Annotated in this window: 23 protein-coding genes; 5 read left to right on the top strand and 18 right to left on the bottom strand. The window is 60.9% G+C overall.

The genetic code is table 11. The annotated features are described in order from the left end of the window. Nucleotides 1-34: 34 nt before the first annotated feature. On the bottom strand, nucleotides 35-2257 hold the full coding sequence (katE, locus tag C4J92_RS00350; protein WP_256657438.1) for a catalase HPII: 2223 nt from the start codon (nucleotides 2255-2257) through the stop codon (nucleotides 35-37). 184 nt (nucleotides 2258-2441) lie between these two features. Between katE and C4J92_RS00345 the strand changes: the two genes are divergently transcribed. From C4J92_RS00345 to C4J92_RS00335, 3 genes are read left to right on the top strand one after another with little or no spacing between them, the layout of a single operon-like run. Then, nucleotides 2442-3449: a methionine ABC transporter ATP-binding protein gene (locus tag C4J92_RS00345; RefSeq protein WP_124402596.1), complete on the top strand. Its 1008-nt coding sequence runs from the start codon at nucleotides 2442-2444 to the stop codon at nucleotides 3447-3449. After that, a complete protein-coding gene (locus C4J92_RS00340) occupies nucleotides 3449-4123 on the top strand; it encodes a methionine ABC transporter permease (RefSeq protein WP_124402595.1) in 675 nt (224 codons plus the stop codon). The genes C4J92_RS00345 and C4J92_RS00340 overlap by 1 nt, the downstream gene beginning before the upstream one ends. A 51-nt stretch (nucleotides 4124-4174) precedes the next feature. Beyond that, nucleotides 4175-4945 carry a MetQ/NlpA family ABC transporter substrate-binding protein gene (locus tag C4J92_RS00335; protein ID WP_124402594.1) on the top strand — a complete coding sequence of 257 codons (771 nt, stop codon included), beginning with the start codon at nucleotides 4175-4177 and terminating at the stop codon, nucleotides 4943-4945. Nucleotides 4946-5106: 161 nt separating this feature from the next. Here C4J92_RS00335 and C4J92_RS00330 read toward each other — a convergent pair whose 3' ends face one another. Genes C4J92_RS00330 through C4J92_RS00310 form a run of 5 tightly spaced genes read right to left on the bottom strand, consistent with a single transcriptional unit; the run spans nucleotide 5107 to nucleotide 9030 of the window. Further along, a complete protein-coding gene (locus C4J92_RS00330; protein WP_124360632.1) occupies nucleotides 5107-5742 on the bottom strand; it encodes an SCO family protein in 636 nt (211 codons plus the stop codon). Next, nucleotides 5739-6638, bottom strand: a complete 900-nt coding sequence (gene cyoE / locus C4J92_RS00325; protein WP_124360631.1) for a heme o synthase — start codon at nucleotides 6636-6638, stop codon at nucleotides 5739-5741. Before cyoE ends, C4J92_RS00330 begins: the two co-directional genes overlap by 4 nt. Then, entirely contained in the window at nucleotides 6626-7705 is a 1080-nt protein-coding gene (locus C4J92_RS00320) for a heme A synthase (RefSeq protein ID WP_124402593.1), read from the bottom strand. The genes cyoE and C4J92_RS00320 overlap by 13 nt, the downstream gene beginning before the upstream one ends. 10 nt (nucleotides 7706-7715) lie before the next feature. Continuing rightward, entirely contained in the window at nucleotides 7716-8300 is a 585-nt protein-coding gene (locus C4J92_RS00315; RefSeq protein ID WP_124402592.1) for a hypothetical protein, read from the bottom strand. After that, the gene (locus C4J92_RS00310; RefSeq protein ID WP_124402591.1) at nucleotides 8266-9030 is read right to left on the bottom strand and encodes an SURF1 family protein; all 765 of its coding nucleotides are present in this window, start codon (nucleotides 9028-9030) and stop codon (nucleotides 8266-8268) included. The genes C4J92_RS00315 and C4J92_RS00310 overlap by 35 nt, the downstream gene beginning before the upstream one ends. Before the next feature lie 32 nt (nucleotides 9031-9062). On the opposite strand from C4J92_RS00310, the gene C4J92_RS00305 reads away from it, so the two are divergent. Continuing rightward, nucleotides 9063-9266, top strand: a complete 204-nt coding sequence (locus C4J92_RS00305) for a twin transmembrane helix small protein (RefSeq protein ID WP_124365282.1) — start codon at nucleotides 9063-9065, stop codon at nucleotides 9264-9266. A gap of 6 nt (nucleotides 9267-9272) precedes the next feature. Here the strand turns inward: C4J92_RS00305 and C4J92_RS00300 are convergent, their stop codons facing one another. The 4 genes from C4J92_RS00300 to coxB all read right to left on the bottom strand — a co-directional run bounded on the left by C4J92_RS00300 (nucleotide 9273) and on the right by coxB (nucleotide 13657). After that, on the bottom strand, nucleotides 9273-10160 hold the full coding sequence (locus C4J92_RS00300; protein ID WP_124360626.1) for a cytochrome c oxidase subunit 3: 888 nt from the start codon (nucleotides 10158-10160) through the stop codon (nucleotides 9273-9275). 35 nt (nucleotides 10161-10195) lie between these two features. Continuing rightward, entirely contained in the window at nucleotides 10196-10747 is a 552-nt protein-coding gene (locus C4J92_RS00295) for a cytochrome c oxidase assembly protein (RefSeq protein WP_124360625.1), read from the bottom strand. Between the two features lie 137 nt (nucleotides 10748-10884). Then, nucleotides 10885-12471 carry a cytochrome c oxidase subunit I gene (gene ctaD, locus C4J92_RS00290; RefSeq protein ID WP_124360624.1) on the bottom strand — a complete coding sequence of 529 codons (1587 nt, stop codon included), beginning with the start codon at nucleotides 12469-12471 and terminating at the stop codon, nucleotides 10885-10887. Between the two features lie 58 nt (nucleotides 12472-12529). Then, nucleotides 12530-13657 (bottom strand): cytochrome c oxidase subunit II, encoded by a 1128-nt coding sequence (gene coxB, locus C4J92_RS00285; protein ID WP_124402590.1) that lies wholly within the window; start codon nucleotides 13655-13657, stop codon nucleotides 12530-12532. 365 nt (nucleotides 13658-14022) lie between these two features. Between coxB and C4J92_RS00280 the strand changes: the two genes are divergently transcribed. Next, entirely contained in the window at nucleotides 14023-14670 is a 648-nt protein-coding gene (locus tag C4J92_RS00280; RefSeq protein ID WP_124402589.1) for a hypothetical protein, read from the top strand. 129 nt (nucleotides 14671-14799) lie between these two features. Here the strand turns inward: C4J92_RS00280 and C4J92_RS00275 are convergent, their stop codons facing one another. The 8 genes from C4J92_RS00275 to prlC form a co-directional block, all read right to left on the bottom strand. Beyond that, the gene (locus C4J92_RS00275; RefSeq protein WP_124402588.1) at nucleotides 14800-16347 is read right to left on the bottom strand and encodes a SulP family inorganic anion transporter; all 1548 of its coding nucleotides are present in this window, start codon (nucleotides 16345-16347) and stop codon (nucleotides 14800-14802) included. Nucleotides 16348-16432: 85 nt separating this feature from the next. Beyond that, nucleotides 16433-17161 (bottom strand): carbonic anhydrase, encoded by a 729-nt coding sequence (locus tag C4J92_RS00270; RefSeq protein ID WP_124402587.1) that lies wholly within the window; start codon nucleotides 17159-17161, stop codon nucleotides 16433-16435. 230 nt (nucleotides 17162-17391) lie between these two features. Continuing rightward, entirely contained in the window at nucleotides 17392-18450 is a 1059-nt protein-coding gene (locus C4J92_RS00265) for a PA0069 family radical SAM protein (RefSeq protein ID WP_124369073.1), read from the bottom strand. Nucleotides 18451-18520: 70 nt separating this feature from the next. Continuing rightward, nucleotides 18521-19819 (bottom strand): cytochrome c, encoded by a 1299-nt coding sequence (locus C4J92_RS00260; RefSeq protein ID WP_124402586.1) that lies wholly within the window; start codon nucleotides 19817-19819, stop codon nucleotides 18521-18523. Between the two features lie 12 nt (nucleotides 19820-19831). After that, nucleotides 19832-21616, bottom strand: coding sequence for a GMC family oxidoreductase (locus C4J92_RS00255; RefSeq protein ID WP_124360617.1), 1785 nt, complete (start codon nucleotides 21614-21616; stop codon nucleotides 19832-19834). 3 nt (nucleotides 21617-21619) lie between these two features. After that, complete coding sequence (locus C4J92_RS00250) at nucleotides 21620-22372, bottom strand: gluconate 2-dehydrogenase subunit 3 family protein (RefSeq protein WP_124402585.1); 753 nt, start codon at nucleotides 22370-22372, stop codon at nucleotides 21620-21622. A 268-nt stretch (nucleotides 22373-22640) separates the two neighbouring features. Beyond that, nucleotides 22641-22916 (bottom strand): YheV family putative zinc ribbon protein, encoded by a 276-nt coding sequence (locus tag C4J92_RS00245; RefSeq protein WP_017528719.1) that lies wholly within the window; start codon nucleotides 22914-22916, stop codon nucleotides 22641-22643. Continuing rightward, the gene (gene prlC, locus C4J92_RS00240; RefSeq protein WP_124402584.1) at nucleotides 22913-24964 is read right to left on the bottom strand and encodes an oligopeptidase A; all 2052 of its coding nucleotides are present in this window, start codon (nucleotides 24962-24964) and stop codon (nucleotides 22913-22915) included. Before prlC ends, C4J92_RS00245 begins: the two co-directional genes overlap by 4 nt. Nucleotides 24965-25012 lie beyond the last annotated feature (48 nt).

Raw genomic sequence — 25012 nt, 5'->3', positions numbered from 1 at the left:
GCCCCCGATGACGATCTAACAAACAACCCAATAATTAAGCCGGAATCGCCTTGGCCTTAGGCTCCCGATCCCAGACCCGATGCTGGGCAATCGCGGCGAAGAACGCCTTGAACGCCTTGGCATCCGCACCCACGATCAACCCCGCATCCGCCTCCAGCTTCAGCAGATCCAACAAAGGCTTCACGTCACTGGCTACCGCGATAGCCTTCAGGTGCTTGTACGCTTCCAGCACGTAGTGCAGCGCCACACCGTCGCCGCTCAGCGCTTTGACCGACTCTTTACCGCCAGGGATAAACACTGCGTCAAACGCAATGGACGGCATGCCTTCCATCGACGCATCCACCGGCAGCGACTTGCCATCGGCGGTGGTCACAGGCGCCGAAGTCGGCCCCAGCAACTTGGCGTGCGCACCTTCAGCCTCAAGTGCGGCTTTGAGTGCATCAATCGCTGCACCGTCTACGCCGTTAGCCGCCAGAATCGCCACTTTGCGCGTCTTGATGTCGCCGGACAGCAAATTCACCTGGCTCAATGCCGGCGATTGCTTCAACGATGTTTCACGTACAGGCACCGTGCCTTTGGTCGGCGCTGGCAGGCCCAGGTTCTGCGCCACGCGCTTGGCCAGTTCCAGGTCGATGTTGGCCAGAATTTCATTCACCTGGCGGGCACGAATATGTTCGCGCTCGACCTTGCCCAACTCGAAGCTGTAGGCGGCGATGATGTGCTCTTTCTCGTGGTGGCTCATGCTGTTGAAAAACAGCGTGGCCTGGGAGAAATGGTCGCCAAACGACTCACTGCGCTCGCGGACCTTGTTCGCATCGATGCGCTCGTAGTAGGTCTCAAAACCGCCGTCGGTCGGACCTGCCGGCGTTTCCTTCGGCCACCCGCCGTCGATGGAGTTCGGCTCGTAGGCTGCGCGGCCCTTATCGATCACGCTGCGATGCAGGGCATCGCGCTGGTTGTTGTGGTTTGGTGCGACCGGGCGATTGATCGGGATCTCATGGAAGTTCGGCCCGCCAAGACGGCTGATCTGGGTGTCTGTGTAGGAAAACAGACGACCTTGCAGCAGTGGGTCGTTGGTGAAGTCGATGCCCGGCACGATATGGCCTGGGCAGAACGCAACCTGCTCGACCTCGGCAAAGAAATTGTCCGGGTTGCGGTTAAGCACCATCTTGCCCAGCGGGGTGATCGGCACCAGTTCCTCTGGAATGATCTTGGTCGGGTCGAGCAGGTCGAAGTCGAACTTATGCTCGTCTTCCTCTGCAACGATCTGAACGCCCAGTTCCCACTCGGGGTAGTCGCCGCTTTCAATCGATTCCCACAGGTCGCGACGGTGGTAATCGGTATCTTTACCGGCCAGCTTTTGTGCTTCGTCCCACACGAGCGAGCAGGTACCGACTTTTGGCCGCCAGTGAAACTTCACAAAGCTCGATTTGCCTTCGGTGTTGATCAAACGGAAGGTATGCACGCCGAAACCCTGCATTGCACGCAGGCTTTTCGGAATGGCGCGGTCAGACATCGCCCACACCACCATATGCGCCGACTCCGGTACCAGCGAGACAAAGTCCCAGAACGTATCGTGGGCCGAGCCGCCTGTAGGAATCTCGTTGTGCGGTTCAGGCTTAACGGCGTGCACGAAATCAGGAAACTTGATCGCATCCTGAATGAAGAACACCGGCATGTTGTTGCCCACCAGGTCGAAGTTGCCTTCGTCGGTGAAAAACTTCACGGCAAAACCGCGCACGTCACGCACGGTGTCACCGGAACCGCGCGGCCCCTGCACCGTGGAAAAACGCGCGAACACCGGCGTTTTATGCTCCGGAGTACGTAGGAAACCAGCCTTGGTCAGCGCCGAATGGTCGCCGTAGCTCTGGAAATAACCATGGGCGCCGGTACCACGGGCATGCACGATGCGCTCCGGGATGCGCTCATGGTCAAAGTGCGTGATTTTTTCACGCATGATGAAGTCTTCCAGCAGCGAAGGGCCACGGGCACCGACCTTCAAGGTGTTCTGGTTGTCGGAGATCTTCACGCCCTGGTTAGTGCGCAGGGCTTGGCCGGTCGCATCGGAACGAAATTCTTCCAACGCCTGCAATTTGGTGTTGGTATTGCCTCGGTCCAGGGTATCGGTACCCGCGAGTTCACTCTTCGGCGGGGTGCCTGGCTTCTTGGTACTCATCAGTAAAAACTCCTTAGTCAAAGTGGCCAGAGCGGTCCCCGGCTCGTTTGAATGAAGCCCCGGGCACGGCACCCGGAACATCGCATTGCTTAAGTAGTGACTGACAGCGTTATGAGCCGTTCCCTTTTTATGACCTTCGGTCTCGTTATTGCCAAATCGCAGGATGGATACGAAATAAATGCTAAGAATCACTGGATGGACAGGCTAAAATGCGCGCCCGGCTAACCGCTGATCCCTTTTCCATGCGCCCCACAAGGTTCGCTACGTGATCGAGTTTCAAAACGTCCATAAAACCTACCGCGTCGCCGGTAAGGATATTCCCGCCCTGCACCCCACCAGCCTGCGCGTCGAAAACGGCCAGGTGTTTGGCCTGATTGGCCACTCGGGTGCGGGAAAAAGTACCCTGCTGCGCCTGATCAATCGCCTTGAAGAGCCCAGTGGCGGGCAGATCAGTGTCGACGGCGAAGAAGTCACCGCCCTGGATGCCAACGGCCTGCGCCGTTTCCGCCAGCAGGTCGGAATGATCTTCCAGCACTTCAACCTGCTGGCATCCAAGACCGTTGCAGACAACGTGGCGCTGCCGCTGACACTGGCCGGCGAGTTGTCGCGCAAGGAAATCGACCTGCGCGTCGCCGAGCTGCTCGCCCGCGTCGGCCTGTCGGACCACGCCCGGAAATACCCGGCGCAATTGTCCGGCGGCCAGAAGCAGCGCGTCGGCATTGCCCGCGCCCTGGCAACCAAACCAAAGATTCTGCTGTGCGACGAGGCCACCAGCGCCCTCGACCCGCAAACCACCGCGTCGGTCTTGCAATTGCTGGCGGAAATCAACCGCGAGCTGAAGCTGACCATCGTGTTGATCACCCATGAAATGGACGTGATTCGCCGCGTGTGCGACCAGGTGGCCGTGATGGACGCTGGCGTGATCGTCGAGCAAGGCTCGGTGGCTGATGTGTTCCTGCATCCCAAGCATCCGACCACCAAGCGCTTCGTCCAGGAAGCCGAACAGGTCGATGAAGGCGAGCAGCACGATGACTTCGCCCACGTACCAGGCCGTATCGTGCGCCTGACGTTCCAAGGCGACGCGACCTACGCGCCATTGCTGGGTACCGTCGCCCGTGAAACGGGGGTGGACTACAGCATCCTGGCCGGTCGTATCGACCGCATCAAAGACATCCCCTACGGGCAATTGACCCTCGCCGTCACTGGCGGTGACATGGAAGCCGCGTTTGCGCGCTTCACCGCCGCTGACGTTCATATGGAGGTGCTGCGCTGATGGACGTTTTCCTGAGCTTCTTTGCCAACATCGACTGGTCCGAAATCTGGCTCGCCACCGGCGATACCATGACCATGTTGTTCGGTTCGCTGTTCTTCACGGTCGTGCTGGGCCTGCCGTTGGGTGTGCTGCTGTTCTTGACCAGCCCACGTCAGCTGTTCGAGCAAAAAGGCTTGTACGCGCTGCTGTCGTTGATCGTGAACATCCTGCGCTCGCTGCCGTTCATCATCCTGTTGATCGTGATGATTCCGTTCACCGTGCTGCTCACTGGCACATCGCTGGGCGTAGCGGGTGCGATTCCGCCGCTGGTGGTGGGCGCCACGCCATTCTTTGCGCGCCTGGTGGAAACCGCCCTGCGTGAAGTGGACCGCGGCATCATCGAGGCCACGCAGTCAATGGGTGCCAGCACGCGCCAGATCATCACCAACGCCTTGCTGCCCGAAGCACGCCCCGGCATTTTCGCGGCAATTACCGTAACGGCGATTACACTGGTGTCCTACACGGCGATGGCCGGCGTGGTCGGTGCCGGTGGTCTGGGCGACCTGGCGATCCGTTTCGGTTACCAGCGTTTCCAGACCGACGTGATGGTAGTCACCGTAGTGATGCTGTTGATCCTGGTGCAAATTCTGCAAACCGTCGGCGACAAGCTGGTGGTGCACTTTTCTCGAAAATAACGGCCATGGCCGGCCTGGTGCCGGCAGATGCCCGAACATGGAGCTTGCTGGATGAAAAAACTACTGGTTGCTTTCGCCGCCGTTGCCGCGTTTTCTGCCCACGCCGAGACCCTCAAGGTCGCCGCCTCGCCAGTGCCGCATGCAGAAATCCTGGAATTCGTGAAACCTGCGCTGGCCAAAGAAGGCGTGGACCTGCAGGTCAAAGTCTTCACCGACTACGTGCAGCCGAACGTACAGGTGGCTGAAAAGCGCCTGGACGCCAACTTCTTCCAGCACCAGCCGTACCTGGATGAATTCAACAAGGCCAAGGGCACTCACCTGGTGAGCGTCGGCGGCGTGCACCTGGAACCGCTGGGCGCGTACTCGAGCAAATACAAGAAGCTGGACGAGCTGCCGGACGGCGCCAATGTGGTGATCCCGAACGACGCCACCAACGGCGGCCGCGCCCTGTTGCTGCTGGCCAACAACGGCCTGATTACCCTGAAGGACCCGACCAACATCCTGTCGACCATCAAGGACATCACCGCTAACAGCAAAAACCTGAAGTTCCGCGAACTCGAAGCCGCCACCCTGCCGCGCGTGCTGACCCAGGTCGACCTGGCCCTGATCAACACCAACTACGCGCTGGAAGCCAAGCTGGACCCGTCCAAGGACGCCCTGGTGATCGAAGGCAGCGACTCGCCTTACGTAAACATCCTGGTGACCCGTGAAGACAACAAGGACTCGGACGCGGTGAAGAAGCTGGTAGCCGCCCTGCACACACCTGAAGTGAAGCAATTCATCGAAGAGAAGTACAAAGGCGCGATCAAGCCAGCGTTCTGATTCAAAGCGGACGCAGAGCGTGGGAACGATCTCCAACACACTGGAGATCAAAATGTGGGAGGGGGCTTGCCCCCGATAGCGGCGGGTCAGTCAACATCTTCATCGACTGACACCCTGCTATCGGGGGCAAGCCCCCTCCCACATTTGTTTTGTGTCGTGAGCTATTTACGCTGCAACAGCCCCGGCAACTGCGCCACCAGCTTCTGGTTATTCAACGGCGCGCGAATGAACCCACGCTGGGTACCATCCGGCCCGATCAGCGCCAGGTTGCCGCTGTGATCGACGGTGTAGTTGGGCTTGCTGGTGTCCGCCGGGATGAACGGGATGCTCACCGCATTCGAGACCGTCTGCACCTCCTGCACATTCGCACCGGTCAGCCCCTGGAACTGCGGATCGAAATAGCCCAGGTACTGCTTGAGCTGGGCAGGGGTGTCGCGGTTCGGGTCGACGCTGACCAGGATCACCTGCAACTTATCCACCGCGTCCTTGGGCAGTTCGCTCTTGATCTGGCGCAGCTGGGCGAGGGTGGTCGGGCAGATATCCGGGCAGAAGGTGTAGCCGAAGAACAGCAGGCTCCACTTGCCTTTCAGCTCATCGACCAGCACCGGCTGGCCGTCCTGGTTGGTCATGCTCACCGCAGGCAGCTGGCGACTTTGCGGCAGCAGGATAATGCCGGCGTCGATCAGCGCGGTGGGATCGCCCTGGCCTTTGCCTGATAGCACCTTATTGACGGTCAGGCCCATGATCAACGCCACCAGGGCCACGAGAATGAAGACAGTTTTCTGAGTTCGAGTCATAGGTTCAACAGTAGGTAGTGGTCGACGAGCAGGGCGATAAACAGTAGCAGCAGGTACCAGATGGAGTACTTGAAGGTGTTGATCGCCGCGTGCGGCTGGCTGCCACGGTACAGCACCCAGGCCCATTGCAGAAAGCGCCCGCCCAATACCAGCGCACAGGCCAGGTACAGCAACCCGCTCATATGGATCACATAGGGCATCAGGCTCACCGCCAGCAGGGCAAAGGTGTAGAGCAGGATATGCACCTTGGTGTAATGCTCGCCGTGGGTGACCGGCAGCATCGGGATGTCAGCCTTGGCGTACTCCTCCTTGCGGTGAATGGCCAGCGCCCAAAAGTGCGGCGGCGTCCAGGCAAAGATGATCAGCACCAGCAGCAGGGGTTCGGCACTGATATGCCCGGTTACCGCGACCCAGCCCAACAGCGGCGGCGCGGCGCCGGCCAGGCCACCGATGACGATGTTCTGCGGCGTCGCACGTTTTAGAAAACCGGTGTAGATCACCGCATAGCCCAGCAACGAAGCCAACGTCAGCCATGCCGCCAGTGGGTTGGTAAAGGCCAGCAACAGCGCCAGGCCCGCCACCGCCAGCAACAACGCAAAGGCCAGTGCCGCAGCCGGCGAGACGCGGCCCTCGGCCAATGGCCGTTTGTGCGTACGCGCCATCAGTGCATCAATGCGCCGGTCCACCACATGGTTGACCGCAGCCGCCGCGCCCGCACACAAGGCGATGCCCAGGTTGCCGAAAACCAGCACCGTCCACGGCACTCCAGCGCGGGTGGCGAGGAACATGCCCACCAGCGAGGTGATCAGCATCAGCACCACCACCTTCGGCTTGGTCAGCTCCAGATAGTCGCGCCAGATAGCCTGGCCGTGACCTGCGCCGATCAGGGACGCCATGGCATTTCTCCTTTAAGGGTTATCAGGCCCGATACCTGTTTGCGCGGAATAAACCGCCAGGCAATCGGGCGTGGAACGCGCACCCGAACCAGGCTGGTACGCGCGTGATAATTGACCAGTACCAGGGTCAGCAACAGCGCCGCGCCCCCGGCGTTATGAGCCACCGCCACCGGCAGCGGCAAGCCGAACGCCACATTGCTCAGGCCCAGGCTGATTTGCGCCGCCAGGGCGATCAACAGCAAGCCTGCCAGGCGCGTCATGCCCACCGCGCGCAATTGCCAGGCCAGGCCCAGCAGCACCAGCGTGACCAGCACCGCCCCGACGCGATGGGTGAGGTGAATGGCCGTGCGCGCATCGCTGTCCAGCTGACCACCGAGGTAGTTAGGGCCGATATGCTGGGTCAGGTGAAAGCCGTTGGCAAAGTCCGCTGCCGGCCACCATTGCCCGTGACACGTTGGCAAATCGACACAGGCCACCGCCGCGTAGTTGGAGCTGACCCATCCGCCCAGCGCAATCTGCCCGATCACCAGCACCAACCCCGCCGTTGCCCAATATTGCAGGCGCCTGGGCACGATCAATGCGGGCAACACACCGGACAAGCGCAGGGTCAACAGGAACAGCAGGCTCAAGGTGGCAAAACCGCCCAACAGGTGCCCCGTCACGACTTGCGGCCACAGCTTGAGCGTCACCGTCCACATGCCGAACGCCGCCTGGGCGATCACCACCATCAACATGAACAGCGGCAATTTTACCGGCTGGCCGGGGTCGCGGCGGTGGCTCCACGCACGCCCCGCCAGCAGCGCAATCAGCAGGGCGAGGGTGCCGGCAAAGTAGCGGTGAGTCATCTCGGCCCAGCCTTTGTCGGCCTCCACCGGCGTATCCGGATAATGCAGCTCGGCATGGGCCAACTGGGCTGCACTTTGCGGCACGCTGATAAAGCCGTAGCAACCCGGCCAGTCCGGGCACCCGAGGCCGGCATGGGTCAGGCGGGTATAGGCGCCCAGCAACACGACGATCAGCGCCAGCAAGGTGGCAAACAACGCGAGGCGAAATCCAGGCTTGGCCATGATGATGCCCTTATCCGATGTTCGACAGTTTCAACAGCAGGCGCAGGTCGTTGAGCAAATCCTTGCCGTTGACCTTGGCGTCGTAGCGCAGCACCAGGTTACCGTGGGGGTCGACGATCCACAGGTGCGCATCCCCCGGCGCGGCGGCATTGCGGTTGAAGATCGACAGGTCCAGTGAGTAGCGTTGCAATTGCGGGTACTCGGCCTTGAGCTTGGCGTCGTAGTCGGTAGCGACCGGCTGCGCACTGGCCAGCGCGTGGCTGGCACGGGACGCATCGCGACCGAGGCCGATCTGCAGCTGGCGCGCCAGATACACCAGTTGCTGGCACTCGGCGGCGCAGTCGGTGGGGGCGGTGACCAGCAGTTGCCAGCGCTGCTCATCGGCCTGCACGCCGATGTCGGCGCGGGTCTGGCCGTTACCGATCATTTCACCGTGATAACTGCGATTGTCCGGCACCCAGAACTGCAGCTTGTACATAAAGGTCGCCAGCACCATCGGGCCCACCACCATCAGCAGGATCAGGATCAACTGAAAGCGGCCTTTACGCCGGTCCGGCGCCTCAGACATGTTGAGTGGATTCATGGCGGCTCCCATGGTGCTTCTCCTTTGCGTTGTGCCATCCGAGGTAGAGGTAAAGCGCCAGCAGCGCCAGTGACATGGCAAACCACTGCACCGCATACCCCAGGTGTTTTTCCGGGCCCATGGCGACTACCGGCCAGGTGGTGTCGTAGGTACCGGGGCCGGCTTCGGCGCGCAGTTCGTAGGCGAACCCGCTGCGGCGCAATTCAGCCCACAGCGCGACGGGATGCAACGCGGTCAACAGGCGCGGCCACTGCGCGGTTGTGGGGTCGACGCGCAATTGGAAGGTTTCGCCGGGGGCGACGTACACCCAGGCGACAAGACTCACCGGTTGATCCGGGGTGGTGAACACCGGTGGCGTGCGCCGGTCCGGCCAGGGCAGCCAACCACGATTGAGCAACAACCACAGGCCACTGGCCTGATCATGGAAGGGTTGTAACAGCTCAACCCCGGCCCTGCCGTCGCGCATACGGTTATCGAGCAGCACACTGTGTTCGGCATCGAAATTGCCGCGCAGATGAACCCGGCGAAAGGCTGGGTCGGCACTGGCTTCAAGCTGCTCGCTGCCCATGGGCTCGGCCGCACGCCGCTCTGCGTAATTGTCGACCAAGCGCTGTTTTTCCTGACCGCGCGACAGTTGCCAGAACCCCAGGCCGACCATCAACGGCAGCAACAGCAGCACCACCAAGGTCGGCGCGATGCCGGGCCGCAAGCGCTGCCTGGCACTGGCTATACTGAATCTCATTGCCCCCTCCCCCTGAAGCCCGGAGCCAGACCATGCTCAAAGCCGCCATTGCCCTGATGCTGATCGCGACCGTCGCGAGCCTGTTCAGTGGCTTGTTCTTCCTGGTCAAGGACGAGGGCCGTTCCAACCGCCTCGTCACTGCCCTGACCGTGCGTGTCGTGTTGGCCGCCATCACCGTCGGGCTGATCGCCTGGGGCTTTTTCAGTGGCCAGTTGGTCTCGCATGCGCCGTGGTAGAACGATTCACAGCACATACACAAAGAAAAACAGCCCGATCCACACCACATCCACGAAGTGCCAATACCAACTGGCCGCCTCGAAACCGAACTGGTGTTCGGCATTGAAATGCCCCTTCAGGATGCGCATCAGCATCACAAACAGAATGATCGTGCCGATGGTCACGTGGGCACCGTGAAACCCGGTGAGCATGAAGAACGTCGCGCCGTACACGCCCGAACCCAACGTCAGGCCCAGCTCTTTATAGGCGTGGATGTACTCCTCGGCCTGGAATCCGAGAAACGCCAGGCCCAGTAGCACGGTGAGCGCCAGCCAGATCTTCAGCGCGCCGCGGTGCCCTTTGCGCAAGGCATGGTGGGCGATGGTGATGGTCACGCTGGAACTCACCAGCAGGATAGTGTTTACCAACGGCAGGCCCCACGGGCTGATCGTGCCTTTGGGCGCCGGATACAACGTGGGGTCCGGGTTGTTCAGCAAGGGCCAGGCGAATTCGAAATTCGGCCACAACATATGCGCGATGCCCTTGGGGCCCTCACCTGCCAGCCAGGGTCCTGCCCAGACACGCACGTAAAACAGCGCGCCAAAGAAAGCGATGAAAAACATCACTTCGGAAAAGATAAACCAGGTCATGCCCCAGCGAAACGAACGGTCCATTTGCGCACTGTACAAGCCGGCGCGGCTTTCCTTGATCACCGCACCGAACCAGCCGAACAGCATGTAGGCCAGCAACAGGCCACCGACGAAGAAGATCCACGGGCCGTGGGATTCCGGGCGTAACGCCTTGAGATCGTTGAACCACACGGCCAGTCCATACACGGTGACCAACAGGCCAATCGTGGCAATGATCGGCCATTTGCTTTGCGCTGGTACGTAGTACGTATCATGAGTCGACATGTATTCGCTCTCCTGATTGAGCGGGCAAACAGTAGCTAGCCGCCGCTGTGGGCCGCCACGGGCGGCTGGCGCGCAGTGATATCAAACAGCGTGTAGGCCAAGGTCAAATGCTTCACATCCTTGGGCATGGCGCGATCGACGATGAAGCGCACTGGCATCTCGATACGTTCGCCTGGCTGCAACACTTGCTGGGTGAAGCAAAAACACTCGGTCTTGTGGAAGTACATCGCCGCTTCGGCCGGGGAAATACTCGGCACCGCCTGGGCGGTCATCGGTTTGTCAGTCGGGTTGTAAGCGACGAACAGCATCTCGGTCACAGCACCCGGGTTGACCACCACCTCGTCGGCCTTGGCATAGAAATCCCAGACCATATCGATGGCGTTGGTGGACAGGAACTGCACCCGCACCTGGCGCGACGGGTCGACGACCTGCTCGCCTTCGTACTGCCCGCCGGTCTTGCCGTTGATGCCGAATGCCTTGCACATCACGTCATAGATCGGCACCAGGGCAAAACCGAAGGCGAACATCGCCAGCACCAGGATAAGCAGGCGCGTGACCAGGCGTTTGATCGGTATGGAGTCAGCCATAACGCCCACCCAAAGCGGACACAATCAATGTGGGAGGGGGCTTGCCCCGATGGCGGTGTACCAGTCGACACTACCTTTGGCTGTGAGATAGCAATCGGGGGCAAGCCCCCTCCCACAAGGAATCGAGGGTGACTTATTCATTTCACCTCCGGCGGCGTGGTGAAGGTGTGGTACGGCGCGGGCGAGGGCACGCTCCACTCCAGGCCTTCGGCGCCATCCCACGGTTTGGCCGGCGCGGGCGGGCCGCCGCGGATGCACTTGATCACGATAAACAGGAAGAAGATCTGCGTGGCGCCGAACATGAACGCACCAATGGACGACACCATGTTGAAGTCGGCGAACTGCAGGTTGTAGTCCGGCACCCGGCGCGGCATGCCGGCCAGGCCCACAAAATGCATCGGGAAGAACGCCATGTTCATGCCGACGAAGGACAGCCAGAAGTGCAGCTTGCCCAGGGTTTCGTCGTACATGTGACCGGTCCATTTCGGCAGCCAGTAGTAGGCCGAGGCGAAGATGCCGAAGATCGCGCCGGGCACCAGCACGTAATGGAAATGCGCCACCACGAAGTAGGTGTCGTGGTACTGGAAGTCCGCCGGCGCGATCGCCAGCATCAGCCCGGAAAAACCGCCGATGGTAAACAGGATCACGAAGGCCACCGCGAACAGCATCGGCGTCTCGAAGGTCAGCGAGCCTTGCCACATGGTGCTGACCCAGTTGAACACCTTGACCCCGGTGGGCACCGCGATCAGCAGGGTGGCGTACATGAAGAACAGTTCGCCCACCAGCGGTATACCGACAACGAACATATGGTGCGCCCACACGATGAACGATAGGAACGCGATGCTGGCCGTGGCGTAGACCATTGAGGTGTAGCCAAACAACGGTTTGCGCGAGAAGGTCGGGATGATCGAGCTGACGGCCCCGAACGCCGGCAGGATCATGATGTACACCTCAGGGTGGCCAAAGAACCAGAACACATGCTGGAACAGCACCGGATCACCACCGCCCGCCGCACTGAAAAAGCTGGTGCCGAAGTGGATATCCATCAGCATCATGGTCACGCAACCGGCCAGCACCGGCATCACTGCAATCAGCAGGAACGCGGTGATCAGCCAGGTCCACACGAACAGCGGCATTTTCATCAGGGTCATGCCCGGCGCGCGCAAGTTGAGAATGGTCGCCACCACGTTGATCGCGCCCATGATCGAACTGATGCCCATCAGGTGGATGGCAAAGATGAAGAAGGTCACGCTTTCCGGCGCATAGGTGGTGGAGAGCGGGGCATAGAACGTCCAGCCGAAATTCGGCCCGCCGCCGGGGCTGAACAGGGTCGAGACCAGCAACAGGAACGCCGCCGGCAGCAGCCAGAAACTGAAGTTGTTCATGCGCGGCAGGGCCATGTCCGGTGCGCCGATCATCAACGGGATCATCCAGTTGGCCAGGCCGACAAAGGCCGGCATCACCGCGCCGAACACCATGATCAGGCCATGCATGGTGGTCATCTGGTTGAAGAACGCCGGCTGCACGATCTGCAGGCCGGGCTGGAACAGTTCGGCGCGAATCACCATGGCGAACGAACCGCCCAGCAGGAACATGGTGAAGGCAAACCACAGGTACATCGTGCCGATGTCTTTATGGTTGGTGGTCAGCACCCAGCGCATCAACCCCTTCGCGGGGCCGTGGGCGTGGTCGGCGTGACCATGGTCATCGATCACAGTGCTCATGACCGTTCTCCTGCAAGCGAGTGGGCGGGGCGGGTCTGGACGGTGGCAAGGGAGGCTGTCATTTACTTTCCGCCTGTTTGATGGCCAGCACGTCTTTTGGCGTGACCATGTCGCCTTTGTTATTGCCCCAGGCATTGCGTTCGTAGGTCACGACCGCAGCGATATCGACTTCCGAGAGTTGTTTGCCGAACGCGGCCATCGCGGTACCTGGCTTGCCGTGATAAACCAGGTTCAGGTGATCGGCGGCAGGCCCGGTGGCGATTTTCGAGCCCTTGAGCGCCGGGAACATGGGCGGCAGGCCCTGGCCCTCGGCCTGGTGACAGGCCACGCAGGTGGTGTGGTAGACCTTGTCGCCGCGGGCCACCAGTTCGTCGAGTGTCCATTCCTTGGAGGTCAGCTCCTTGAGCTTGGCCGCCTCTTGCTTGCGCTCGCCAAGCCAGGTGTCGTAGTCGGCCCTGGACTTGACCTCGACCACGATGGGCATGAACCCGTGGTCCTTGCCGCATAGCTCGGCGCACTGGCCGCGATAGATGCCGGGTTTCTCGACGCGGGTCCAGGCTTCATTGACGAAGCCTGGAATGGCGTCACGCTTGACCGCAAAGGCCGGCACCCACCAGGAGTGGATCACGTCGGCGGCGGTCACCAGAAAGCGCACTTTTGCCCCCACCGGCAACACCAGCGGCTGGTCGACTTCGAGAAGGTAGTGCTCGCCCTTGGTGGCCTGGTTATGGATCTGCTCAGCCGGAGTGGCCAGGTTGCTGAAGAACTCCACATCCTGGCCCAGGTATTTGTAGTGCCACTTCCACTGATAGCCGGTGACCTGGATATCGATATCCGACTCACTGCTGTCGTAGATGTTGATCAGCGTCTTGGTCGCGGGAATGGCCATGGCCACCAGGATCAGCAACGGCACCACGGTCCAGAGAATTTCCACCGTGGTGCTTTCGTGGAACTTGGCCGCTACCTGGCCCGTGGATCGGCGGTGCAGGATCATCGACCAGAACATCGCGCCAAACACGACGATGCCGATCACTACACAAATCCAGAAAATGGTCATGTGCAGGTCAAACACAGCGTGACTGACTTCAGTAGCACCTGGCGCCATATTCGTTGTCCAGGCGGCGTGGGCCTGGCCGAATACCGACGACAACACTAAGCCCATCCAAACGTGTGGATGTCGCGTCATTGCGGGTTCCCCTTTTATGTTTCTTGTTATCCCGCCGGTTTGCACCTGCGGCGAAGGGAGCGGCTTCCAAACTGCTTACCACCGCCAAGCCTTGCTGCGTCATGCAGTCGGGCGTCATCAGCCAATTGCCTACAAATCCGAGTATAGACAGCCGCAGCGACCCCGCAATGTGTAGGGGCAAATGAGTGAAAACAGACAGACGGGCCCAATAAACCGGGCGGCGGAATCGTTTATCCGACGAGCGATGGCAATTCGATATAACGTGTGCGTATAACCATGAAATAATTATGACAAATGCGTCTTAGGTGCTCGTATAACCGAGCTACCTTATCCTCTCTCTTTTCCTACGCCTGACCGGAGCCTTCATGAACACCGCCGCATTGCGCGAGCAGATTTCCCGTGCCCATCAACACGAAGCAACCACGGGCCAGCTTGCCCAGCAATTGGAAAAGCAATTGCCGCACCTGCATTCGGCCATTTCCCTGGTTGACGGTGATCGCAACATTGTCATGACCCGCTTTGTCACCGCGTACATCGACCTCGTCCCGGATTTGCTCGAAGCCGCCAACGACGTAGCGCGCGAAGCCGGAATCGAAAGCCAGATCAAGCCTGTGCTGAAGATTGCCGAGCATTTCTTCCTGCAGCCGCCGGCAATTCTGGCGGGCCACGAAGGCCTGGACGGTTTGCTGGACGAAGCCTACCTGGCCCATCGCCTGGTGGAGGAGGTCAACGACCTGTATATCAAGCATTTCGGCCAGCCGCTGATCCCGGCGGACACCACGGTCGCCAACCTGATTGCCCACCAATTGATCGGTGAAGACTTCGCCAATCAGCTGGATGAAGCGGTGCACCTGGCAGTGGATGAGATGCTTAACGAAGAGAGCTTTGCGCTGGAGTCGGTCGAGACATACCGCGAACAGTTGAAAAGCCCGGATACGGAAGCGGCATGGAAGCGCTGGCCGTGCCTGTCGCGCCAGCTTGGAGTGGAGTTGGCGCTGGATCAGCCGACTTAAATCCTCAATCAGACACAGAACGAAATGTGGGAGGGGGCTTGCTCCCGATAGCGGTGGACCAGTCAAAATCTATTTGGCTGATACACCCCAATCGGGAGCAAGCCCCTCCTACATTTTGATCCGGTTTGGTCAGGTGGTTGAGGGCGCGGAGCCTATCCCCGTGGTGGTCCTTATCCGGCCTTCCAACCGGCGCTTCAACCCACGCGCCTCGATCACCAGTTTCGAGCCCTTGGCCGCATTGGCCCGGCCCCATTCCTCCAACAGCTCCAGGCAGGAATGGTCGATGTAACTCAGGTTATTGAGCGGCACATGCACGGTGGTTCCCATCGGCACCGTCGACAACACCTGGGTCAACGCCGGCACTTTCAGGAACGTCGCCGCACCGATCAGCCGCAACTCCATCTCGCCGTCCTGAGGCAAGTCGATCAGGCTGATTTTCAGCCGTGAGGCTTTGAAGGCCAGCTTGACCAGCGTCAGCCCGAAGCCCACCAGTACACCGGTCAGCAGGTCGGTGAAGATGATCGCCAGCGCCGTGGCCGCGTAGGTGAACATCGGCATTCGGCCATAACGCCCCAATGCCTTGAACGCCTTCACGTCCACCAGCTTGATCCCGGTATACACCAGCACGCCCGCCAGGCTCGCCACCGGGATGCTCTGCAGCACACTCGACAGCAACAACACGAAGCCCAGCAGCCACAGGCCGTGGAACATCGCTGACAAGCGCGTGGTGGCGCCCGCCTGGACGTTGGCCGAGCTGCGTACAATCACGCCGGTCATCGGCAGGGCACCGACCAATCCGCACAGCATGTTGCCCACGCCTTGAGCGGACAATTCCTTATCGAAATCCGAACGCTGGCCGCTGTGCATGCGGTCGACCGCTGCGGCGGACAGCAGCGTTTCGGCACTGGCGATAAAGGCGACGGCAAATGCGGCGATCAGCAGCTGCGGGTCAGCCAGGTTGAGCAGGTCGCTGGGGCGCAGCCAGTCAATGGCGTCGGCCAGGTTTTCCGGCACTTCCACACGTTTGACCTGCAACGCCAGCACCAGGCTCGTCACCGTTGCCAGGCCTACGCCCAGTAGAGCCCCTGGCACGAAGCGCAGTTGTTGTGGACGGAATTTGTCCCACAGGTACATCACCAGCATCGTCGATACACCGAGCAAGCCCGCCTGCCAGCCGAGCCCGCCGCCGAGGGTGGGTATCGCTTCGATCAATGCCGCCGGGAAGCCTGCCAGGTTATCCAGCCCGGATGGTTTGGGCGCACTGTCGAGCATCACATGGACCTGCGACAGCACAATCAGTACGCCGATCCCCGCCAGCATGCCGTACACCACCGCCGGCGCCGTCACGCGGAACCAGCAGCCCAGGCGCAGACGCCCGGCCACCAATTGCAGGAAGCCCGCCAGCAACAGGATTGGCCCCAGCATCAGCATGCCGTGCTGGCGTACCAGCTCGAACACCAACACCGCCAACCCCGCTGCCGGGCCACTGACTTGCAGCGGAGAACCCGCCAACCAGCCCACCACCAGACCACCGATGATCCCGGTGATCAAGCCCTTGGCCGGCGGCATGCCGGACGCGATTGCAATCCCCATGCACAAAGGCAGGGCGACCAGAAACACCACCACGGAGGCGAGCAGCTCCCGAGGCAAAACAGCTTTCAATTGAGCAGCACGCATGATGACTCTCCCGAGGCATTCGCCGGGCGCGGTAAAGCCTGGCTGCATCCATGGCAGCCACCGCTTTACCCGGCAGGGAAGTGTGTTAGAAGCGCGCTTTAGGCGTCGCGGATGGAATCGGACCTTCACCGCCCAACGGTCGGAACGCCGACTGATCCGCGTCGTAGGCCCGGATCTCGCTGGTTTCGATGTTGTAGATCCAGCCGTGGATAAACAATTGGCCATTGGCCATGCGCGAAGCCACGGAAGGGTGGGTGCGCAAGTGCTGCAACTGGGCGATGACGTTTTCTTCGGTCAGCACCTTCATGCTCTCGCCTTCATTGGCGCAGTCGCAGTTGTCGTGGACCATGGTCTTGGCCACCTCGGCATGTCGTAACCAGGCCTTGACCGTTGGCATCTTCTCGAGGCTGTCGGGATTGAGCACCGCGCGCATGGCGCCGCAGTCGGAGTGCCCGCACACGATGATGTGCTGCACGCCCAGCGCCAATACCGCGTACTCGATGGCCGTGGACACGCCGCCGTTCATCTGGCCATAAGGCGGCACTACGTTACCCACGTTACGGGTGACGAACAGATCGCCAGGGGAGCTTTGGGTGATCAGCTCCGGCACGATGCGCGAATCGGCGCAGGTGATGAACATCGCACGGGGACTTTGAGCCGTGGCAAGTTTCTTGAAGAGTTCTTCCTGCTGGGGGAAGACGTCGTGATGGAAATGCAAAAAGCCGTCAACAATGTGCTGCAGCGCTGCATCGGCGGTTTCCGCCTGAGAGGCTGAAGCCGACGCAGCCAACGGCTGTTTATCCTTATCACTCATGATTCATCCTCTTGATCAATGCAGGGTAAGTGTTCCAGGCCAGTTCGACGTCCGGGCAGTGAAAAAGTTGGGAAACCTCCACAGCCCAAGGCGCCGACTCATCAGTCACTCGCTGAACAAGGTACCCACCGAAACTTAACTCAAACTGAATCAACCGCTCTAGGTCGCGGGTTTCAGTGATATCAAAACGCGATTATTCCTACAGATGTTTCGCATTTCTCCTCTTCAGTCTACAACAATGCCATTTGCCGGCCAGGTGGACAAAACGCCGTGCAATCCAGATCGAAGCCTTCACGGCGATTGAGCCCCAGACGTTTGATCGCCTTGCTGAAACGCTGCGCCAGCAAATCGGCAAACGGCCCTTCGCCGCGCATGCGCACGCCGAAGCGGCTGTCGTACACCGCGCCACCGCGCACCTGACGCACCAGGCTCATCACGTGCGCCGCGCGCTGCGGGTAATGCGCCGCCAGCCACTCCTCGAACAGCGGCGCCACCTCGAGCGGCAGGCGCAGCATCATGTACGCAGCACTTTGCGCACCGGCGGCATGGGCCTCGGTGAGCAGGCTTTCCAACTCGCTGTCGTTGATCATCGGAATCATCGGCGAACACAGCACACCGACCGGAATACCTGCCGCGCGCATCACCCGTATCGCCCGTAACCGCGCCTTGGGCGCTGCAGTGCGCGGCTCCAGTATGCGCTTGAGTTCATCGTCCAGGCTGGTAAGGCTGATCATCACGGCCACCAGTCGTTGCCGGGCCAGTTCGGCGAGCAGGTCCAGATCGCGCAGGATCAGGGAGCCCTTGGTGATGATGGTCACCGGGTGCCGATAGCGCAGCAGCACCTCAAGGGTTTGCCGGGTAATCCTGTATTCGCGCTCGATCGGCTGGTAAGGGTCGGTGTTGGAGCCCAGGTTGATCGGCGCGCACACATACCCCGGCTTCGACAACTGCTGCTCCAGCACGTCGGCGGCGTTGCTCTTGGCAATCAGTTTGGTTTCGAAATCCAACCCCGGCGACATGTCCCAATACGCGTGGCTGGGCCGCGCATAGCAGTAGATGCAGCCATGCTCGCAGCCACGATAAGGGTTGATCGAGCGATCGAACGGCAAGTCCGGCGAGTTATTGCGGGTGATGATGGTCTTGGCCGTTTCGATACGCACTTCGGTGCCCTGGGTGGGCGGCACTTCCTGGAACCAGCCGTCGTCCTCGGCCACGCTGACGGTGGGCGCGAAACGGTTGTGCAGGTTGGTGGCCGTGCCCCGGCCACGGGGTGGCAGTGCAGTCGTCATGAAAACGCCTCGATACTGTTTTTATATACAGTATCGAGGCGTGAGAGTTCTGACCAGTGCCGTTTGGCGGTCAGTGCTTTTGCGTGACCTGCCCTAAATCATCCCCCGAGGTGGTGTGCATATCGTTCTTGCGCAGGTCGGCCACGTCACTGGCGCTCACTGGCGTGCCTTGATTGCCCCAACTGCCACGGATGAAACTGACCACGTCCGCCACTTCCTGGTCCGACAGGCGCCAGGCAAATGCCGGCATGGTGAAGGTTGACGGCGCGGCGTGGGTGGCGGGCAAGGTACCGCCGTTCAACACGATGTTGATCAACGACGTGGCATCCGCCGTCTGCAGCACCGGGTTGCCCGCCAGCGCCGGGAACACCCGCGTATAGCCATGCCCGTCGGTACGGTGGCAGGCCGCGCAGTTGTCGATGTACACCGAGGCACCCGGCTGGCTGTCATCACCCTTCCAGAGCGCCTGGGCCACTTGCTTGTCGTACTGGTGCGGCGGGTTCTTGGGATTCACCGCCGGCAGACTCTTGAGGTAACGGGCGATAGCAGTCAGGTCGTCTTCCGACATGTATTGCATGCTGTGGACTACAACATCGCTCATGCCGCCAAACACCGCACTACGATCACTGCGCCCGGTCTTGAGAAATTGCACCAATTGCTCTTCGCTCCAACTGCCGAGGCCGTCCTTGTGGTCGCCGCGCAGGCTTTTCGCAATCCAGCCTTCCAGCGGCGCGCTGCCGGACAGGAACGCGTTGCCGTCAGCGGCGCTCAGGGCCTTTTCCTGCATGGTCAGGGCGCGCGGCGTGTGGCACGCACCGCAATGGCCGAGGCCTTCGACCAGGTAAGCGCCACGGCTGACCACAGGATCGGCGGCGGCCTGTACCTGTTGCTCCTCGACAGACGGCGCGAACATCCAGCGCCACGCCGCCAGGGGCCAACGCATGCTCAACGGCCAGGGAATATCGCTGTCCTTGTTCTGCTGGGCGACCGGCTCAACGCCTTTCATGTAGTAGGCATACAAGGCCTGCATGTCGCTGTCGCTGACACGCGCGTAAGACGGATAGGGCATCGCCGGGTAAAGCGTACTACCGTTCTTGGCGACGCCATGGCGCACGGCCTTGTCGAAGTCTTCGAAGCTGTAGTCGCCCAGGCCGGTCTTGTCCGGCGTGATGTTGGTGGAATAAATCACACCGATGGGGGTTTCCATTGGCAGGCCGCCGGCGAATGGCTTGCCGCCCTTGGCGGTGTGGCAGGCCACACAGTCACCGGCGCGGGCCAGGTATTCCCCTTGCTTGATCAGCTCGGCCTCAGCCGCGCTGACCGAGCAACTGCTGAACAGCGCCAAGGAGGCGATAACGAGTGCTTTCATGGTCATCGCTCCTTATGCCTGGACCAGCGGGCCGGGGTTTTTCAAGTACTGTTCGCGGATCGCCCGAGCCGACCAGTAGGTCAGCGCTGCTACCAGGCCGGTAGGGTTATATCCCAGACCTTGTGGGAAAGCCGACGCCCCCGGGACAAACACATTGTGTACATCCCAGCTCTGCAAGTAGCGGTTCAACGCACTGGTTTTCGGGTCGGTGCCCATGATCGCGCCGCCGTTGAGGTGCGTGGTCTGGTACGCCGCCGTATTGAAATGCTCGCCGACTTTCTTGCCCAACACGGCGATCGCCTTGGGATTCATGGCTTGGGCGACCTTGCTCATTTTGTCCATCATGAAGCGGTTCATCTTGATGTCGTTTTCCTGCCAGTCGAAGGTCATACGCAACAGCGGCAGGCCATAGGCATCGCGGTAAACCGGGTCCAGGTCCAGGTAATTGCTCCGGTAGGACTGATGGGCGCCGTGGGAGTCCATCGATACCTGATGGGTGTAGTAATCGGCGGTGGCGCGCTTCCACGCGCTGCCCCAGGCCGGGGTGCCCGGTGGATTGGAGGTGCCGGCAATCGGCCGACTGCCCGCCTGGTTGACCCACATCGGCGAGCCGCCCACGAAGCCGTGCGGGCCGTGATCAAAGTTGTCGGCGTTGAAGTCGTCGATGGCCACGCCATTGCCGCCCGCGCCGATAAAGTTGTTGGTGTGGGTGTCCTTGTCGAAGAACGCCTTGATGGTGCCCATGTTCTGGTAGGCAAAGTTGCGGCCCACCACGCCTTCATTGGTAATCGGGTCGTACGGCTTGCCGATGCCCGACAGCAGCATCAGGCGCACGTTATGGAACTGGAACGCACCGAGGATCACCAGGTCTGCCGGTTGCTCGCACTCCCGGCCCTGGCCATCGACATAGGTCACGCCGGTGGCTTTCTTCCGGGTGCTGTCGAGATTGACCTTGAGCACGTGGGAATTGGGCCGCAGCTCGAAATTCGGCACCTGGCGCAACGCCGGCAGGATGTTCACGTTCGGCGACGCCTTGGAGTACATGTAGCACACGTAGCCACTGCAAAAGCCGCAGAAATTGCACGGCCCCATCTGCGCGCCGTAAGGGTTGGTGTAGGGCCCGGAGGTGTTGGCCGACGGCAGGTTGTAGGGTTTGTAACCCACATCGGCAGCCGCTTTCTGAAACAGCTGCGCGGAGACCGTGTTTTTCTGCGACTCCAGCGGGAACGGGTTCGAGCGGTCCGGTGCATAGGGGTTGCCGCCGCGGCCTTCACCCACCAACTGCCCCTTGACGGTCCAGGCCTGGCCCGAGGTGCCAAAGACTTTTTCCGCATAGTCGAAAAACGGTTCCAGCTCTTCGTAGCTGACGCCGAAGTCCTGAATGGTCATGTCCTTGGGAATGAAGTTTTTCCCATAGCGTTCTTCGTAGTGGCTGCGCATGCGCAGCTCGATGGGATCGACGCGAAAATGCACGCCCGACCAGTGCAGGCCTGCACCGCCGACGCCATTACCCGGCAAAAAAGCGCCAAGCTGACGGTTGGGCAGGGCGACGTCATTCACGCTATGGCGAATGGTCACTGTCTCCTTGGAAATGTCCTGGAAGAGTTTTTTACGCACGCTGTAGGTCAATTCGTCGATGACCTGGGGATAGTTGCCGTCCGGGTAGGTGTCCTGCATCGGGCCGCGCTCCAGCGCTACCACGTTGAGGCCCGCTTCGGTCAGCTCCTTGGCCATGATCGCGCCGGTCCAGCCGAAGCCCACGATCACCGCGTCCACTTTCTTCATGATGGTCGCCACGGGTTAAGCCCTCTCGCCGCGAATGGAAACAGCCGGGAAGGGGTACTGCTCGTTGCGCTCGACCCAGTCCATGAAATCGGCGCGGGCGCCGGGGAAACCGATCATGGTCCAGCCGACCATGCCTTTATTGCCACCGTGGATGGGGTCGCAGAAGAAGCCTTCTTTGGTGTTCTGCAGCAGCAGGTTGAAGAACATCTTTGGCGGCACCGCCTCGAAATGAGCGCTCAGCTCGGTGGCACCCGCCTCCAGGCGGTGCAGCATGTCGTCTCGGGTAGCGCTGTCTTGCGCAGCAAAAACCTTACCGTTGAACGCCTTCGACCAGGCATCCGTTGCCGCGATACCCAGGCGATAGATTTCCTTGGGCACCAGCTTGCTTTGCCAACCCATTTCCGGCGCGGCATCGGCGTTGAAGGGACCTTGCATGAACCACAGCGCGCCACTGGCGTACGGCGTATTCATTTGACGGTCGATATATTCCGCAGCGCCGGCTTCCAGGGCACCCGGGCCTTGGGCATCGGCAGGGATCAAGCGCTCGACGGCGGCGTTGATGAACGCCCATTCTTCGGCGGTAAAGTAGGTCGGTTCATACGCCTTGTCAGTGGCCGCAGGCTTGGCTGGCGCTGCCTCGGCAGGTGCCGGTGTGGCCATCAGCATCGAACCGCCAAGGCCAGTGCTGGCAACCGTGACCACCGGGATCAAGGTCAAGGATTTGCGCAAAAACTCACGCCGGGGGTTGTCTTGATCTTGATCAGACATGGGTGCACCTCATCATGTGGTCACGGGTTTGGCAGCCGCTTCTGGAGAGTGGCTTGTCTTTTTTTGCTGCGTGCGGCAATCAATGGTTACAAATGATAGCAGGCTAAGCATGTATAGAAAGAATTCAGCGACCTAAGTCGCATACAGGCGGGCAAAAAAATGGGAGGGGGCTTGCTTCCGATGGCGGTGAGTCAGTCATGTGTAGGTTGACTGACAAGCCGCTATCGGGAGCAAGCCCCCTCCCACATTTTGGTCCGCGTACGGACTGCTAGTCTTTTTTCAGCTTCGGGTTGGGGAAGAACTGCACCGCCTGCACCTTCGGGTCCGCCGGCGCTTTCAATGCCGACGTGTTGACCCGCGTACCCAATTCCTTGGGCACTGACAGCCCCTGGTCATTCAGCGTATCGGTATACCCACAGGCCACACACTCGCGGTGTGGCACGCTGTCTTCGGTCCACATCTTGAGCTTGTCCGGCTCGCTGCACGCCGGGCAGACCGCCCCGGCGATAAATTGCTTTTTGGTGATCACAGGCCCTTCACTCATGCTGCCGCGTCCTCACTCAGGCCGCTGTGGCGCAAGAGTGCGTCAATCGACGGCGCACGTCCGCGGAAGTCGACGAATAACACCATCGGCTCCTGCGAACCGCCCCGTGCAAGGATCGCTTCACGGAAGGCGCGACCGGTCTGGGCATTGAGCACACCGTCTTCTTCGAACTTGGAGAAGGCGTCCGCCGACAGCACTTCGGCCCACTTGTAGCTGTAATAACCTGCGGCATAACCGCCGGCGAAAATGTGCGCGAAGCTGTTGGGGAAGCGGTTGTAGGCCGGTGGGCGCATTACCGAGACCTCATCGCGCACGCCTTCGAGCACCTGCGCCACACTGCGACCATCGCCGTGGGTGGCGTGCAATTCGAAGTCGAACAGCGAGAATTCCAGCTGGCGCACCATCATCAGGCCGGACTGGAAATTTTTCGCCGCGAGCATTTTTTCCAGCAGGTCCTGAGGCAACGGCTCACCGGTTTCGTAGTGGCCCGAAATCAGCGCCAGGCCTTCAGGCTCCCAGCACCAGTTCTCCATGAACTGGCTCGGCAACTCCACCGCATCCCAGGCCACGCCGTTGATACCGGATACGCCGGCATGTTCAACGCGGGTCAGCAGGTGGTGCAGGCCATGGCCGAACTCGTGGAACAGGGTGGTCACTTCATCGTGGGTCAGCAAGGCAGGCTTGCCGCTGTCGGCCGGGGTGAAGTTGCACACCAGGTTGGCCACCGGGCTTTGCAGCACACCCTCCAGGGTGCGGCGGCGGTCGCGGGCACCGTCCATCCAGGCACCGCCACGCTTGTTGGCGCGGGCATACAGGTCGAAGAAGAAGCGGCCGACATGCTGACCGTTCTCCTTGATCTCGAACAGGCGCACGTCCGGATGCCAGGCGTCGAAACCTTTCTGTTCGGCGATCTCGATGCCGTACAGGCGCTGCACAATGGCAAACAGGCCGCTCAGCACTTTGTCGATCGGGAAGTAAGCGCGCAGGGCTTCCTGGGACACGCTGTAGCGCTGCTCGCGCAATTTTTCGCCGTAGAAGCCGCTGTCCCAGCTTTGCAGGTCGGCGCAGCCTTGTTCGGCGGCGTAAGCCTTGAGCTGCTGCAGGTCCTGGGTCGCGAACGGTTTGCTGCGCCGGGCCAGGTCGCGCAGGAAGCTCAGCACCTGGTCGCTGGACTCGGCCATTTTGGTGGCAAGGCTCAGTTCCGCGAACGACGCATAGCCCAGCAGTTGGGCCAGTTCCTGGCGCAGGTCGAGGATCTGTTCCATCACCGGGCCGTTATCGTTCTGACCGGCATTCGGGCCTTGGTCCGACGCGCGGGTGCGGTAGGCCGCGTAGACTTCTTCACGCAGGGCGCGGTCCTGGGCGTAGGTCATTACCGCGTAATAGCTCGGAAATTCCAGGGTGATCAGCCAGCCATCGAGACCTTTGGCCTGGGCGGCGGCGGCCATTTGCGCCTTGGCCGAATCGGTCAGGCCGGCGAGGGTGGCTTCGTCGGTGACGTGCTTGGTCCAGGCCTGGGTGGCATCCAGCAACTGGTTGGAGAATTTGCTGCCCAGCTCCGACAGCTTGCTTTGCACTTCGGCGTAACGCTTTTGCTGCTCCGGCGGCAAATCGATACCCGACAGGCGGAAGTCGCGCAGGGCGTGTTCCAGCACGGTTTTTTGCGCCACATCGAAACCGGCGGCCTCGGGGCTGCTGGCCAAGGTTTCGAAGGCCTGGAACAGTTCACGATTCTGCCCCATCTCGGTGGAGTAGGCGCTCAATGCCGGCAGGCAGGCCTCATAGGCTTCGCGCAGTTCGGCGCTGTTACACACGGCGTTGAGGTGGCTGACAGGGCTCCACGCCGCGCCCAGGCGATCGTTAAGCTCGTCCATGGCCAGGACCAGGCCCGCCCATGTCGGATTTTTTCCCTGGCTTTGCAGGATTTCTGCGATAGCTGCCCGGTTATCGGCAAGGATCTGTTCGATGGCCGGCTGGACATGCTCGGCACGGATCGCCGAGAACGGCGGCAGGTCGTAGGGCTGCAGAAGGGGGTTGTTCGCGCTCACGGTTGGCACCTTGGCTGAAAAAACAGATAAGACAAAGATGGGGGCATC

Source organism: Pseudomonas sp. R3-18-08 (genome assembly GCF_003852065.1).
Lineage (GTDB): Bacteria > Pseudomonadota > Gammaproteobacteria > Pseudomonadales > Pseudomonadaceae > Aquipseudomonas.
Note: the sequence above shows the minus strand (reverse complement) of the source record. Positions and strands in the feature narration are given on the sequence as shown.

Coding starts and splice junctions, on each gene's coding strand:
- C4J92_RS00280 (WP_124402589.1), top strand. CDS start 14,023: ATGAACACCGCCGCATTGCGCGAGCAGATTTCCCGTGCCCATCAACAC.
- C4J92_RS00335 (WP_124402594.1), top strand. CDS start 4,175: ATGAAAAAACTACTGGTTGCTTTCGCCGCCGTTGCCGCGTTTTCTGCC.
- C4J92_RS00310 (WP_124402591.1), bottom strand. CDS start 9,030: ATGAGATTCAGTATAGCCAGTGCCAGGCAGCGCTTGCGGCCCGGCATC.
- C4J92_RS00265 (WP_124369073.1), bottom strand. CDS start 18,450: ATGACGACTGCACTGCCACCCCGTGGCCGGGGCACGGCCACCAACCTG.
- coxB (WP_124402590.1), bottom strand. CDS start 13,657: ATGACGCGACATCCACACGTTTGGATGGGCTTAGTGTTGTCGTCGGTA.
- C4J92_RS00295 (WP_124360625.1), bottom strand. CDS start 10,747: ATGGCTGACTCCATACCGATCAAACGCCTGGTCACGCGCCTGCTTATC.
- ctaD (WP_124360624.1), bottom strand. CDS start 12,471: ATGAGCACTGTGATCGATGACCATGGTCACGCCGACCACGCCCACGGC.
- C4J92_RS00305 (WP_124365282.1), top strand. CDS start 9,063: ATGCTCAAAGCCGCCATTGCCCTGATGCTGATCGCGACCGTCGCGAGC.
- C4J92_RS00250 (WP_124402585.1), bottom strand. CDS start 22,372: ATGTCTGATCAAGATCAAGACAACCCCCGGCGTGAGTTTTTGCGCAAA.
- C4J92_RS00270 (WP_124402587.1), bottom strand. CDS start 17,161: ATGAGTGATAAGGATAAACAGCCGTTGGCTGCGTCGGCTTCAGCCTCT.
- C4J92_RS00300 (WP_124360626.1), bottom strand. CDS start 10,160: ATGTCGACTCATGATACGTACTACGTACCAGCGCAAAGCAAATGGCCG.
- C4J92_RS00275 (WP_124402588.1), bottom strand. CDS start 16,347: ATGCGTGCTGCTCAATTGAAAGCTGTTTTGCCTCGGGAGCTGCTCGCC.
- C4J92_RS00340 (WP_124402595.1), top strand. CDS start 3,449: ATGGACGTTTTCCTGAGCTTCTTTGCCAACATCGACTGGTCCGAAATC.
- C4J92_RS00245 (WP_017528719.1), bottom strand. CDS start 22,916: ATGAGTGAAGGGCCTGTGATCACCAAAAAGCAATTTATCGCCGGGGCG.
- C4J92_RS00330 (WP_124360632.1), bottom strand. CDS start 5,742: ATGACTCGAACTCAGAAAACTGTCTTCATTCTCGTGGCCCTGGTGGCG.
- C4J92_RS00320 (WP_124402593.1), bottom strand. CDS start 7,705: ATGGCCAAGCCTGGATTTCGCCTCGCGTTGTTTGCCACCTTGCTGGCG.
- C4J92_RS00260 (WP_124402586.1), bottom strand. CDS start 19,819: ATGAAAGCACTCGTTATCGCCTCCTTGGCGCTGTTCAGCAGTTGCTCG.
- katE (WP_256657438.1), bottom strand. CDS start 2,257: ATGTTCCGGGTGCCGTGCCCGGGGCTTCATTCAAACGAGCCGGGGACC.
- cyoE (WP_124360631.1), bottom strand. CDS start 6,638: ATGGCGTCCCTGATCGGCGCAGGTCACGGCCAGGCTATCTGGCGCGAC.
- C4J92_RS00315 (WP_124402592.1), bottom strand. CDS start 8,300: ATGGGAGCCGCCATGAATCCACTCAACATGTCTGAGGCGCCGGACCGG.